General features: G+C 72.1%; 8 protein-coding genes and 1 pseudogene. 4 read left to right on the top strand and 5 right to left on the bottom strand.

Annotation, left to right across the window (positions count from 1 at the left end; all coding sequences use genetic code 11):
* The first annotated feature begins 11 nt into the window (after positions 1 to 11).
* Positions 12 to 1,934: a molecular chaperone HtpG gene (htpG, locus tag AC6F7H_RS19010; RefSeq protein ID WP_500758141.1), complete on the top strand. Its 1,923-nt coding sequence runs from the start codon at positions 12 to 14 to the stop codon at positions 1,932 to 1,934.
* A gap of 171 nt (positions 1,935 to 2,105) precedes the next feature.
* Here the strand turns inward: htpG and AC6F7H_RS19005 are convergent, their stop codons facing one another.
* From AC6F7H_RS19005 to AC6F7H_RS18985, 5 genes and pseudogenes are all read right to left on the bottom strand, one after another.
* On the bottom strand, positions 2,106 to 3,386 hold the full coding sequence (locus AC6F7H_RS19005) for a polysaccharide deacetylase family protein (protein WP_500758140.1): 1,281 nt from the start codon (positions 3,384 to 3,386) through the stop codon (positions 2,106 to 2,108).
* Between the two features lie 56 nt (positions 3,387 to 3,442).
* The gene (locus AC6F7H_RS19000; protein WP_500761929.1) at positions 3,443 to 5,644 is read right to left on the bottom strand and encodes a transglycosylase domain-containing protein; all 2,202 of its coding nucleotides are present in this window, start codon (positions 5,642 to 5,644) and stop codon (positions 3,443 to 3,445) included.
* Between the two features lie 627 nt (positions 5,645 to 6,271).
* On the bottom strand, positions 6,272 to 6,547 hold the full coding sequence (locus AC6F7H_RS18995; protein ID WP_500758139.1) for a hypothetical protein: 276 nt from the start codon (positions 6,545 to 6,547) through the stop codon (positions 6,272 to 6,274).
* A 99-nt stretch (positions 6,548 to 6,646) separates the two neighbouring features.
* A pseudogene (malQ, locus tag AC6F7H_RS18990) lies at positions 6,647 to 8,796 on the bottom strand (4-alpha-glucanotransferase).
* On the bottom strand, positions 8,797 to 9,072 hold the full coding sequence (locus tag AC6F7H_RS18985; protein WP_500758138.1) for a hypothetical protein: 276 nt from the start codon (positions 9,070 to 9,072) through the stop codon (positions 8,797 to 8,799). It lies immediately after the preceding pseudogene.
* 286 nt (positions 9,073 to 9,358) lie between these two features.
* On the opposite strand from AC6F7H_RS18985, the gene AC6F7H_RS18980 reads away from it, so the two are divergent.
* From AC6F7H_RS18980 to AC6F7H_RS18970, 3 genes are all read left to right on the top strand, one after another.
* The gene (locus tag AC6F7H_RS18980) at positions 9,359 to 12,241 is read left to right on the top strand and encodes a beta-N-acetylglucosaminidase domain-containing protein (protein ID WP_500758137.1); all 2,883 of its coding nucleotides are present in this window, start codon (positions 9,359 to 9,361) and stop codon (positions 12,239 to 12,241) included.
* Positions 12,242 to 12,343: 102 nt separating this feature from the next.
* Complete coding sequence (locus AC6F7H_RS18975) at positions 12,344 to 12,877, top strand: PadR family transcriptional regulator (RefSeq protein ID WP_500758135.1); 534 nt, start codon at positions 12,344 to 12,346, stop codon at positions 12,875 to 12,877.
* A gap of 14 nt (positions 12,878 to 12,891) precedes the next feature.
* Positions 12,892 to 13,596, top strand: coding sequence for an ABC transporter ATP-binding protein (locus AC6F7H_RS18970; protein WP_500758134.1), 705 nt, complete (start codon positions 12,892 to 12,894; stop codon positions 13,594 to 13,596).
* Positions 13,597 to 13,628: the final 32 nt, after the last annotated feature.

Genomic DNA, 13,628 nt, shown 5'->3' with positions numbered 1-13,628 from the left:
AATTGCGAACCATGCCGACCGAAACGTTTGAGTTCCAGGTAGAAGCCCGTCAGCTGCTCCAGCTGATGATCCACTCGATCTACTCGAACAAGGACGTCTTCCTCCGTGAACTCGTCTCCAACGCCTCCGACGCGCTGGACAAGCTGCGTCTGGCCGCGCTGCGGGACGACTCGCTCGACGCCGACGTCTCCGATCTGCACATCGAGCTCGAGACCGACTCCGCCGCCCGTACGCTCACGGTGCGGGACAACGGCATCGGGATGTCGTACGACGAGGTCGGGCAGCTCATCGGCACGATCGCCAACTCGGGCACGGCCGAGTTCCTGCGGGAGCTGCGGGAGGCGCAGGACACCGTCGGCGCCGAGGGGCTGATCGGTCAGTTCGGCGTCGGCTTCTACTCCGGCTTCATGGTGGCGGACGAGGTCACCTTGCTGACGCGGCGCGCGGGCGAGAGGCGGGGCACGCGCTGGACGTCCCGCGGAGAGGGCACGTACACCCTGGAGGAGGTCGACGACGCGCCGCAGGGCACGTCGGTCACGCTGCACCTCAAGCCGGCCGACCCCGACAATCAGCTGCACGACTACACCTCGGCGTGGAAGATCAAGGAGATCGTCAAGCGCTACTCGGACTTCATCACCTGGCCCGTCAGGCTGGTCGGGGAGACGGCGGGCGAGGGTGACGGGACAGCCGAGCCCGAGACGCTGAACTCGATGAAGGCCCTGTGGGCCCGTTCCCGCGACGAGGTGTCCGAGGACGAGTACCACGAGCTGTACAAGCACATCAGCCACGACTGGCGCGACCCGCTCGAGACCATCCAGCTGCAGGCCGAGGGGACCTTCGAGTACCAGGCCCTGCTGTTCGTGCCCTCGCACGCCCCGCACGACCTGTTCACGCAGGACTTCAAGCGCGGGGTGCAGCTGTATGTGAAGCGCGTGTTCATCATGGACGACTGCGAGGCGCTGCTGCCGCCGTACCTGCGTTTCGTCAAGGGCGTGGTCGACGCGCAGGACCTCTCCCTCAACGTGTCCCGCGAGATCCTGCAGCAGGACCGGCACATCCTGATGATGCAGCGCCGGCTGACGAAGAAGGTGCTGTCGTCGGTGAAGAGCCTGATGACCGGCGACGCCGAGCGGTACGCCACGTTCTGGCGGGAGTTCGGCGCCGTGCTGAAGGAGGGGCTGGTCACCGATTCCGACAACCGCGACGCCATCCTCGCGGTGTCGTCGTTCGCGACCACCCACGGCGAGGACGAGACGGTCACGCTCAAGCAGTACGTGGAGCGGATGCGGGACGGGCAGGAGGACATCTACTACATCACCGGCGAGTCCCGGCAGAGCGTCGACAACTCCCCGCTCATGGAGGCCTTCCGGGAGCGGGGCATCGAGGTGCTGCTGCTCACGGACCCCGTGGACGAGGTGTGGGCCGACGCGGTGGGCGAGTTCGAGGGCAAGCGGCTGCGTTCGGTCGCCAAGGGGGACATCGACCTCGGCGCGTCGGAGGACGAAGAGTCCGAGGGCGAGCGGGAGAAGCAGGCCGAGGAGTACGCGGGTCTGCTCGGCTGGATGCGGGAACAACTGGAAGAGGACGTCAAGGAGGTGCGTCTGTCGTCGCGTCTGACGGTGTCGCCGGCCTGTGTCGTCGCCGACTCGCACGATATGACGCCGGCCCTGGAGAGCATGTACCGGGCCATGGGGCAGGAGGTGCCGCGCACCAAGCGCATTCTCGAACTCAACCCCGGCCACCAGCTGGTGAAGGGCCTGAACCAGGCGTACGGCGAACGTGAGGACCGCTCCGGCCTCACCGAGACCGCCGAACTGCTGTACTCCCTGGCACTGCTGGCGGAGGGCGGCCGACCGAAGGACCCCGCACACTTCGTGAAGGCGGTGGCGGAGCGTCTGGAACGCACCCTGCACGCCCCGGCGGCGGCCCGGTGAGCGGCTAGCGGCTGCACGGCTTGAGGGGCGCCCGGTGTCACGCCGGGCGCCCTTGCGGCTTCTTCAACGCCTCGACGAAGGCGGTGAACGCGGAGGCGGGCAGGGTGCGGCGCTCTTTGCCCGGCTCGCAAAAACCCGACGCCGGCGAAGAAGCCGGTGGCGCCGGGACGGTCATTTCACGACCGTTGACCAGTCCGGGGACTGCGCGGGGTCCAGGATGCGAAGCCGTTCCAGCGTGACCGGCTTCTGGACGTCCATCCAGTCGGCGAGCTCCTTGAAGGAGACGCATCTGACGTCCTTCTTGGTGCACACGTTCGCGATGACCTCGTCGACGGCCTTCATGTAGATACCGCCGTTCCACTCCTCGAAGTGGTTGCCGATGAACAGCGGGGCGCGGCTGCCGTAGTAGACGCGGTTGAACCCGTTCATGTACGTGTTCACGGTCTGCTGCTGCCACTGCGGAAACTTGGCCGGATCGCCCTCGGTCTCGCCCCCGGACTGGTTGTAGAGGAAGTTGAAGTCCATGGACAGGCCCTGGTACTTGCCGCCCTCGTACGGGAGCAACTGGAGCGGGAAGTCCCAGATGCCGTTCTTCTTCGTCGGCCAGATCTGGAAGTCGCCGGCGGAACTGGAGTCGTAGCGCCAGCCGTAACTCTTGGCCGCCTTCAGCAGGTTGGCCTGTCCCTCCAGGCAGGGGGCCCGGCCGCCGATGACCTCTTCGTTGAAGTCGAAGGGCAGCGGGTCGATACCGGTGTGCCCCGTGTTGGTCTTCCAGTTCCCCACGAACCGGTAGAACTGGTCGATCTCGCTCTTCCACTCCTCGACGCTCCAGTCGCCGCCGCCCTTCCGGCCGCAGAAGTGACCGTTGAAGTGGGTGCCGATCTCGTGGCCGTCCTTCCAGGCGCCGGCGAGCTGCTCCAGGGTGGTGCGGATGTGCTCGTCGGTGGGGAAGCTGATCGCCGCGGCGCCGTCGGAATGCCGCGGTGGGGAGTAGAGGTCCTTCTTGCTCTTGGGCAGCAGGTAGATGCCCGTCAGGAAGAAGGTCATGTGGGCGTTGTACTTCCTGGCCATCTCCCGGTAGTGGGCGAAGAGATTGTCGTCGCCCTGGAGGGCGCCGTCCCAGGAGAAGACAACGAACTGGGGCGGTTTCTCACCAGGCTTGAGCGGTTCCGGCTTCAGCTGGTTCTTCTGGGGGCCGGTGTAGGAGGTCGAGCCGTCGCCGAGCACCGTGGTCCTGCCGTCCCACTCCGGCTCTTCGTTCGCACGCGAGGCCGGTTGCCGCGACCCGTCCTTCGTGGTCGCGGTCGCGGCGGTGCTGTCGGTACGGGAGTGCACCAGACAGCCGCCGACGAGGGAGGTGACGAGGAGGGCCGCCGCCAGCGTGAGCAACCCCGGGCGGACGGCGGGACGGCGGGGTGCGCGGGCCTCGCGGCGGCCCGACGGCTGTTTCATCTGCGGCTCAATCTCTCGGAGACGGGGGGCTCAGGCGGTGCCGGTCGCGTCGCTGGTCAGCCGAGCGGGCTCATGGCGTGTGACCAGATGCCGTACGGGACACTGTCGGCGGCCGTGCCCTCCAGGCCCTGCAGCGGCAGGGGCTCGAGGCTCTCGTTCAGGTCCATGCGGTAGACGACGATCGCGGTGGACACCTTCTTGGCCGTGCCGACGTACCAGGCGGCGACGGAGTCCTCGGTCGTGCCGGCTTTTCCGGCGACCCCGGCGGATGGGGGCACAGCTTCCGGGTGGGCCGTGCGGAAGGCGTCGGTGAGGGCGGAATGGACCTCGCGGGCGGTTTCGGTACCCATCGCGCGACGGGTGGGCGGCGCGTGGAGGTCGAACTCGTGGCCGTTGCGGACGATCCGCCGCACCGAGTAGGGCCCGGTGTGCAGCCCGTCGGCGGCAAAGGTGGCGTAGCCGCCGGCCATGCGAATGGCGCTGGGGGTGGAGCTGCCGGTGGGCAGGGTGGGCACCTGGGCGCCGATGCTGGAGGGCAGGAGCCCGGCGGCCTCGGCGGTGGCGCGCACCTTCTCCAGCCCGACGTCCATGCCGAGCTGCATGAACGGGGTGTTGACGGACAGGGCGAGCGCTTGGTGCAGGGAGATCTGCCCGTAGGACTTGCCGCCGTCGTTGCGTGCGGAGACCTTACGGCCGCTGCGGTCCCAGTACGGGCCTTCGGGCGTGGTGAGGGGCACACCGTCGTCGCCGTTGTAAACGGTCTCCCCGGTCACCGGCGTGGGTTCGCCGTCGCGCGTCTTGCGCACGCCGTGCTCCAGTCCGGCGGCGTACACGAACGGCAGGAACGCCGAACCCGCGGGCACGGTGGTCGCGTTGGACTCGTTGTAACCCTGCTTGCGATGGTCGGGGCCGCCGTAGACGGCGAGGATCCGGCCATCGGCGGCGACGGAGGCGGCGCCGTAGTGGGCGTCCTCGGCGGCCTTCGGATGGTCCTTCTGGGCCTTCTTGCGGGCCTTGGTGACGGCGTCGGTGAGCCGGGCCTCACGGTCCTTGTCGAATGTCGTGTAGATCTGGTAGCCGCCGAAGTCGAACTCCCTGTCGGAGATCTTCGCGGTCTTCTTGGCGTACTGGGTGGCGAGCTCCACCAGGTACTCGCTCTGCTCACCGGTGTCGTACAGCGGGTTGCTCTCCAGCGGCTCGGGGAAGGTCCTGTACCCGGCGCGCTCCTGCGGCGACAGCTTGCCGATCTCCACCATGCGGTCGAGGGTCCACGACCAGCGCGCCACGGCCCGCTCGCGGTTGGCCGCACTGAGCATGGGGTCGAACAGGCCGGCGCCCTTCAGCAGGGAGGCCAGGAAGGCGGCTTCGCTGACGCTGAGCTCGCTGACGTTCTTGCCGTAGTAGGCCTGCGCGGCACGCTGGATCCCGTAGGTGCCGCGGCCGTACCAACTGGTGTTGAGGTAGCCCTCCAGGATCTCGTCCTTGCTCATCTCGTTGTCGAGCTTGAGGGCGATCATCGCCTCCTCGAACTTACGGCTGACCGTCTGGTCCTGGTTCAGGTAGACGTTCTTGACGTACTGCTGGGTGATGGTCGAGCCGCCCTGGGTGTCGCCCTGGCCCAGGGTGCGGAACAGGGCGCGGGTGATGCCCTCGACGGAGACTCCGGGGTCGCTGTAGAAGCTCGCGTTCTCGGCGGCGAGCACGGCCCAGCGGACGTCCTCGGGAATGTCCTCGAGCGGCATCGCCTGCCGCTGCACCCAGCCGGTGCGTGCCATCGGCGTGCCGTCGGCCCAGAAGTACACGTTGTCCTGCTGGGTGGCGTAGGTGTTGAGGTTGTCCGGGATGTCCGTGGCGGCGTAGGCAACCACCAAGAAGAGAGTGCTCAGCCCGAGGGAGGCGAGGAAGCCGCCGAGCAACTGCCGCCAGGAAGGGATCCAGCGGCGCCACCCGGTGCGGCCCGGCCGGGGGTATCGCGGGCGCAGCCGGCGGGTGCAGGAACCGAGCCCGGCGGCGATCGCACCGAGGACGAGGGCCGGCCGGGAGCCGAAGGCCGCGGCAAGGCGGGCGGCAGGGGAAGGGCGACGGGCCTTGCAGTGGCAACGGGACGATACGCCGGACGCGGCGGGGGTCGTGTCGGGTGTCGCCGGTCCACCCGGACAAGCGCAGACGTCGGAGCCGTCGGGTGTGCCGCCCTCGGGTACGCGCAACCGCACGGCCTCGTCCGCCGCCACCCGGGAAGGCGGGACCTGCAACCGCACGGTGGGGTCCGGTCGGAGGGACACCTCCTCACCCTCCTGGCCCCCTCCCCCTTGCCCTGCTCGGGTCACGCCTGTGCCTCCTTCCGTCCTGTCCGCACAGACGTACGAGGGGGGATGGTGGTTGCGGCGACAGCGGCCGCAGAGCGTGACCCTCCTCACCCCCGAGCACCGCGGTGATCTCACATGACCGGCATCCTCGCGAGGTCTCCGCACAGAACCGGGTGGGACATGTCGCCTCTGACGCGAAGGAGTCCGCGCGGCTCCTCGTGGTGGGACCGGGCTGAGCACGCGCCATCGGCTGCGCGTACCGGCGCCGGCGCGACCCGTGAACCGTCAGGGCAGCGGCCCTACCGGCCTGCGGCCCCGTCGGCCGGGTCGGCCGGGTCGGACCGGCGCGCAGACGTGGACGTGCCGCGGCGCTGCCGAGACGCGCCGAGTGTCAACGGTCATTCCGATCCCCCTGTGGGCGACCAGGTGTTCGTCCCACCGGCGTCGGGCCGTCACCGTGCGATGCGGTGGCCGCGACGACGTCGAGGGCGCCGTGCCGCCCCACATACGGCGGCATGCGCGTACGTGCGGCGGGACGGCGCCCTCGGGAAGGTGCGCGGGGCTCGTGGGAGCCGGGGGTCAGGCCTTGGCGTCGGCCTTGGTCCCGATGTTGGAGCTGGTGGTGTCCTTCTTCTTGTGCGACTTGTCGAGGACCATCACCAGACCGACGATGACCAGGAAGAGCACGATCGGGGCCACGACGTAGAGGCCCAGCGTCTCGCCGACACTCAGGCCCGTACCGGGGTCGTCCCCGTGGTCGCGGGTGAGCGCGAGCGCGGGGGACGTCATGAGCAGCATCATCAGCGTCGTACCGGCTGCCAGGGCGCCGGCGCGCAGGGCGTTCGTCTTGTCCACGGTGCCCAAACTAGCGAACGCCCGGGGGGCCCGCGCGCCCGGGGTGCCTTACGGGGCCCCGGTCGGACCGGATGCGCCCCGGTCCGACCGGGTTCGCCCTCAGGTGTCGCCGCCCGGCCGGGCGGCACGGGCGGCGTGGGTGCGGACGACGTCGAGCAGCGCGTGCAGCCGCGGGGATACCGCCAGGTCCTCCAGCGCCATCGGCCGGCCCTGCGCGTCGGCGATCGGCAGGCGCCAGTTCGGGTACTGGTCCCAGGTACCGGGGAGGTTCTGCGGGCGCCGGTCTCCGACGCCGTCGGGGAGCCAGACGCCGATCATCCGGGCGGGGGTGCGCAGCAGATAGCGGTGGACGGCCTGGATCCGTGCCTCCTCCTCGGAGGCGGCGGTACCGTCCGTGCCGTGCAGCAGGCCGAGCCGGGCCAGCAGCTCCAGCCACTCCCCGGTGTCGGCGGCGGCCTCCGCGCGCTCCTCGGCCAGGGAGCGGGTGAGCAGGCCGAGGCCGTCGCGGAGCTCGACGTGCTCGCCGGTGAGGCGGGACGCGGTGGGCGGCAGGTCGTGGGTGGTGACGGTGGCCAGGCAGTCGGCACGCCAGGCACCGGGCGGCAGCGGCCGACGGTCGCCCTCCCAGTCCCGTTCGAACCAGAGCACCGAGGTGCCGTACACCCCGCGTTCGCGCAGTGCCTCGCGCACCCCGGGCTCCACCGTGCCCAGGTCCTCGCCGATCACCACCGCCCCGGCGCGGGACGCCTCCAGGACGAGGACGGCGAGCATGGCCTCGGCGTCGTGGCGGACGTACGCGCCCTCGGTGGGCGGGTGGCCCTCGGGGACCCACCAGAGCCGGAACAGGCCCATCACATGGTCGATGCGCAGGGCGCCCGCGTACCGGAAGAGGGCCCGGAGCAGGGCGCGTAACCACAGGCGGCGAGCCGGTCGGGACGCCAGGGCGGCAGGCCCCAGTCCTGGCCGCGGGCGTTGAAGGCGTCGGGTGGCGCGCCGGTCGACATGCCGGCGGCGAGGGTGTCCTGCTGCGCCCAGGCGTCAGAGCCGCCGGGATGCACGCCGACCGCGAGGTCGTGGACGATCCCGAGCGGCATCCCGGCCTCGCGGGCGGCCCGCTGGGCGGCGGTGAGCTGGGTGTCGGTGAGCCAGGCCAGCCGGGAGTGGAAGTCGACGCGGGCCGTCAGCTCGCGGCGGGCCCGACGGGTCTCGGGTGAGCGCGGGTCGCGCAGGCCCTCCGGCCAGGTCCGCCAGTCGGGGCCGTGCACCTCGGCGAGCGCGCACCAGGTGGCGTGGTCCTCCAGGGCCGGGCCCTGCTCGGCGAGGAAGTCGCGGTAGGCGACGAGCCGGCCGGGCCCGAGCGGCACCCCGTTCACCAGTTCGAGCGCGGCCTTCTTGGCCTCCCACACGGCGTCCCGGTCGATCAGGGCGCCCTTGTCCAGCACCGCCTCGCGCAGCTCCGCGGCGCGTCCGCCGAGGGCCCGTAGCCGGTCTCGGTTCTCGGCGCCCGAGACGTACGCGAACTCGGGGATGTCCTCGATCCGCAGGTGGACCGGGTCGGGGAAGCGGCGCGAGGAGGGCCGGTAGGGGGAGGGGTCGGTCGGAGCGCCCGGGACGGCCGCGTGCAGGGGGTTGATCTGGACGAATCCGGCGCCGAGCGTACGGCCCGCCCAGGCGGCCAGCTCACCGAGGTCACCGAGGTCACCCATGCCCCAGGAGCGGCGGGAGAGCAGCGAGTAGAGCTGGACGAGGAGCCCGTACGAGCGGGCCGGGGGCGCGGGTAACGCGGCCGGGGCGACGATCAGGTGGGCCCCGGCGGTGCGGCCGTCGGGCGCGGTGGCGGTGACCCGGTGCACGCCGGGCGGGAGGTGCGCGGCCGAGGCGCGGGTCTCGCCCTGCTCGGTGCTCACCAGCAGGCGCGTGCCCTCGGGGAGCGCGGCCAGGGCGGACGGGACGCCGGGGCCCCAGCCGACCACGGTGGGCGGCAGCAGCCGCTCGGCCCGCTCCCGCTCGCCGGCGGCGAGCGCGTCACGGACGGCCTCCGGCGTGCCCGCGTCCACGCCGAGCGCTGCCAGGGCGAGGGTGACGGCGGTGGCGGAGGCGGCGACCGTACGGTCCGGGGAGGGGTTGTAGGAGGTGGCGACGCCGTGCACGGCGGCGAGCAGGGCCAGGTCCTCGGACGGGGGCCCGGAGGATGGGAACCCGGACGGAAGCTCGGCGGACAGCGGCTCGGCCGGGCCGGGCGCGCCCATCTAGGGCTCCGGGACGTACTGGGCCGGGAAGGAGTCGAGTCCGGTGCAGTCCATGGCGGCGTCGGACTCACTGGTCAGCGGGGCGGTGTCGGCGAGCGGGGGCTCGCTGGTGAGGGGTTCGGCGTCGGGCAGCGGGGGCTCGCTGGTGAGCGGGACCTCGGCGCGGGGCCCCTCCGCGCCGAAGACGCAGGCGTGCAGCCCTTCGGGTTCGGCGGACAGCTCCGCCACGGGTTTGGACAGGGCCGGGGACAGGACATAAGCCGGTGCGGCAGCCACAGGTGGCCTCCTCGTCGAGATCACTGATCATTGGGCATTGAGGCAAGTCGCTCGGTCGGGTTCCCCGCAGCCCCTACCCACAGGACGCGAGACCAGACGCACCCGTGCCCACAACGTGCCCCTGCTCACATTCTGTTCCCGTTCCCACGTCTCACACCAGGACAAACCTGCCACAACGGTCTCTCCCGTTGGCAGGCGGGGCGCAGAATGAGAGGCTCCGTGTTCTGCGTGTTCCCTGCGTTTCTGTGTCCGTCTCGGTCTGTCTTCGCCTCCTCAAGGAGAAGCCTTGCAACTGCGGCCTGGGAAGAGGGCGGCCGCCCTCGCGTTCGCGGTCGTCGCCGGAACCCTGGGCGCAGCGCCCGCCTCCGTGGCGGCGCCGCCCGTTCCCGGGACGACCACGTCTCCCGTACCCGACCGGGCCGAGACGGGTCTGGCCGTCTGGCCCCGCCCGCACTCCCTGCGTGCGAACGGCGCCCCGGTCGCGGTGCCCGACGAGGTCGCCCTGACCGCCGACGCGACGGCCGACCCCCGCGCCCTCGGCGCCCTGCGCACGCTGCTGCGGGAGGCCGGGGCGCGCCGGTTCACCGCCACCGGCGAACAGGCGCCCACAGGGGCGCTCGTGGTGCGGGTGGGCGCGCATCGGCCGACGAGCGACCCCCAGCGCTCCCTCCCGTCCGGCGGCTACACACTGACCGTCGGCGACGGCACCGTCGCCCTCACCGGCTCGGGCGAGGACGGCCTGTTCCACGGCGTCCAGACGCTGCGCCAACTCCTGCGCCCGGACGGCAGCTTCACCGCGGTCGTCGTGCGCGACTGGCCGGGCACGGCGGTGCGCGGCATCACCGAGGGCTTCTACGGCACCCCGTGGACGCACGAACAGCGCCTGGCCCAGGTCGACTTCATGGGCCGCACCAAGCAGAACCGGTACCTGTACGCGCCCGGCGACGACCTGTACCGGCAGGCTCGCTGGCGCGAGCCGTACCCGGACCGGCGGCGCGCGGAGTTCCGGGAGTTGGCCGAGCGGGCCCGGGACAACCACGTCACGCTCGGCTGGGCGGTGGCGCCCGGCCAGGCCATGTGCTTCGCCTCGGACGACGATCTGCGCGCGCTGACGCGCAAGCTGGACGCGATGTGGGCGCTGGGCTTCCGCACCTTCCAACTGCAGTTCCAGGACGTCAGCTACAGCGAGTGGCACTGCCGCGCGGACGCCCGCCGCTTCGGCTCCGGTCCCGACGCGGCCGCGCGCGCCCAGGCCTACGTGGCGAACGAGGTGGCCCGGCACCTGGCGGAACGTCATCCCGGCTCCGCCGCCCTGTCGTTGATGCCGACCGAGTACTACGAGGACGGTTCGACCGCGTACCGGCGGGCCCTCTCGCACGCTCTGGACTCGGGTGTCGAGGTGGCGTGGACCGGCGTCGGGGTGGTGCCGCGCACCATCTCGGGCGGTGATCTGGCGAAGGCGCGCGAGGTGTTCGGGCGTCCGCTGGTGACCATGGACAACTACCCGGTCAACGACTTCGCCCCCGGCCGGATCTTCCTCGGCCCCTACCAGGGCCGGGAACCCGCCGTCGCCGCCGGTTCGGCGGCCCTGCTCGCCAACGCGATGGAACAGCCCGAGGCGTCCCGCATCCCGCTGTTCACCGCCGCCGACTTCGCCTGGAACCCGCGCGACTACCGTCCCCAGGAGTCCTGGCGGGCCGCGATCGCCGACCTCGCGGGCGGCGACGCCGAACTCGAGAGGTCCCTGTCCGCGCTGGCGGGCAACGACGCCTCCTCGGTGCTCGGCGCCGAGGAGTCGGCGTATCTGCGGCCGCTGCTGGCGGAGTTCTGGCGGACCCGCGCGACCGCCGGCACGGACGCCGGCCGCGCGGCGGACGACCGGCTGCGCGCGGCCTTCACGGTGCTGCGCGAGCTGCCCGAGCGCCTGTCCGGCACCCCGCGCTCCTCCGCGCTTGCCACCGAAGTCGCCCCCTGGACCGGCCAGTTGTCCCGCTACGGCGAGGCCGGCGGCACCGCGCTGGAGATGCTGCGGGCACAGGAGTCCGGCGACGCGGGCGCCGCCTGGACCGCGTACCGGAAGCTGAGCGAGCAGCGGGCCGGGCTGAAGACGGCCCGGGTGACAGTCGGCAAGGGCGTCCTCGACCCGTTCCTGGACCGGGCGCGGGACGCATACGAGGACTGGGCGGGCATCGACCGCAGGCCGACCGAAGGGTCCGGCGGCAGGACGGAGGACGGTGTCCTGCACCTGCCGCGGGTCCGCGACCTGAGCACGGTGACGGTGCTGGCCGAGCCCGGCACCACCGGTACGGCAGAGATCCACGTACCGGGCGCGGGCTGGCGCCGCCTCGGCACGCTCTCCCCGTCCGGCGCCACCGAGTTCCGGGCGGACGGCCCGGCCGGCGCCGTGCGGATCACCGGCGCGGACGCCTCCCGGGTACGGCACGTCGTCCCGTGGTTCACGGACGCGCCCGCCGCCACGCTGCAACTGCCGGACGCCCCCGCGGACACCGACATCGGTGGCACCCGGCGGCTGACGGCCACCCTCGGCTCGCTGCGCCCCGAGGAGGTGCGCGGCAAGGTGACCGTCGAGGCGCCGAAGGGCGTGCGGGTACGGGTTCCGAAGGAGGTCCAGACCGTTCCGCGCGGCACGTTCGTTCAGGTGCCGGTCGAGGTGACGGTGGAGCCGGGGACGCCGTCCCGCTCCTACGAGGTCCGGCTCGGCTTCGGCGGGGCGACCCACACGCTCGCGGTGAACGCCGTCCCCCGCACCGCCGGCCCCGACCTGGCCCGCACCGGCCGGGCGAGCTCCTCGGCCGACGAGACGCCCGACTTCCCGGCGTCGGCGGCCAACGACGGTGACCCCGAGACCCGTTGGTCGTCCCCCGCCCAGGACGACGCCTGGTGGCAGGTCGAGCTGGAACGCCCGGTGCGGCTCGGGAAGGTCGCGCTGCACTGGCAGGACGCGCACCCGTCGGCGTACCGCGTCGAGGTCTCGGCGGACGGCCGCACCTGGCGCACGGCGGCCGCGGTGCCGGACAGCGGCGGCGGCCGCGAGACCGTCCGCATGGACGAACGCGACGTGCGCCACGTCCGCGTCCAGGGCGAGACCCGCGCCACCCGGTACGGCTATTCCCTGTGGTCGGTGGAGGCGTACGCGGTCGCGGACTGAGCCGACGGCTCCGCCGCCCGGCCGGCTGGTCGGCCGGGCGGCGGAGCTTTTTTCGTGCCCCACTATTCACTCAGTACATATACCGAGTGCATACTGATCGACATGAGCACCCGTCACATCCTGCTGGGGCTGCTCGCCTCGGGGCCGAGCCACGGCTACGACCTCAAGCGACGCCACGACGAACGTTTCCCCGAGGCCCGCCCGCTGGCCTACGGCCAGGTCTACACGACCCTGCAGCGCCTGGTCCGCGACGGCCTCGCCGAGGTCGACGGCACCGCCTCCGAGGGCGGTCCGGAGCGGACGGCGTACCGCACGACGGACGAGGGGACGCGTGAACTGGCCCGCTGGGCCGGGGAGATCGCCCCGCCCGCACCCTTCGTGACCAACGAGATCTTCGCCAAGGTCGTGGTGTCGATCCTGTCCGGCGGCGACCCGGCCGCATATCTGCGCGCCCAACGCGCCGCCCACATGCGGCGGATGCGGGAACTCACCGCGGTGAAGTCCGCGGGCGGCGCCGGCCCGGCGGCCGTGCTCTCGGCGGACTACGCCCTCAACCACCTGGATGCCGACCTCCGTTGGATGACCACCACGGCGGCCCGGCTCACCACTCTGACCGCGGAGGTCGACGCGACGTGAACAACGTGAGCACCGTGAGCGAAGGGGACGGCCAGCGGCCGACGGAGCCGCTGCTCGCGGCCCGCGGGCTGGTCAAGGCACACGGCAGGACGCAGGCCCTGCGCGGCGCCTCCGTCGAGCTGCACGCCGGCGAGATCCTCGCGGTGACCGGCGCCAGCGGCAGCGGCAAGTCGACGCTGCTGCACTGCCTCGCCGGGATCGTCCGCCCCGACGCCGGCTCGGTGACGTATTCAGGGCTGCGGCTGGAGGAGCTGCCGGAGAAGCGGCTGAGCGAGCTGCGCCGCACCGACTTCGGGGTGGTGTTCCAGTTCGGGCAGCTCGTACCGGAGCTGACCGCGCTCGACAACGTGGCGCTGCCGCTGATGCTGGCCGGCACCGACCGCGCGGAGGCGCGGGAGCGGGCCGGGGAGTGGCTGGAGCGGTTCGGAGTGCGCGGGCAGGGGGACCTGAGGCCGGGCGAGATGAGCGGCGGGCAGGCCCAACGGGCGGCGCTGGCACGGGCCCTGGTCACCGGCCCGAAGGTGGTCTTCGCGGACGAGCCGACCGGCGCCCTGGACTCGCTCGCGGGCGAGCAGGTGATGACGGCCCTGGCGCACACGGCCCGCGAGGCGGGCACGGCGGTCCTGCTGATCACGCACGACGCCCAGGTGGCCGCGTACGCGGACCGCGAGGTGCAGCTGCGCGACGGGACCGTGACCCCGCTGGAGGCGACCGCGTGAGCACCTCGCACTCCATGCCCTCCATGCCCTCC

The organism is Streptomyces sp. MMS24-W38 (assembly GCF_059889265.1).
Note: the sequence above shows the minus strand (reverse complement) of the source record. Positions and strands in the feature narration are given on the sequence as shown.

What these genes read in the sequence shown, in the direction of transcription:
- htpG (WP_500758141.1), top strand. Translation starts at nt 12, where the DNA reads ATGCCGACCGAAACGTTTGAGTTCCAGGTAGAAGCCCGTCAGCTGCTC.
- AC6F7H_RS19005 (WP_500758140.1), bottom strand. Translation starts at nt 3,386, where the DNA reads ATGAAACAGCCGTCGGGCCGCCGCGAGGCCCGCGCACCCCGCCGTCCC.
- AC6F7H_RS18975 (WP_500758135.1), top strand. Translation starts at nt 12,344, where the DNA reads ATGAGCACCCGTCACATCCTGCTGGGGCTGCTCGCCTCGGGGCCGAGC.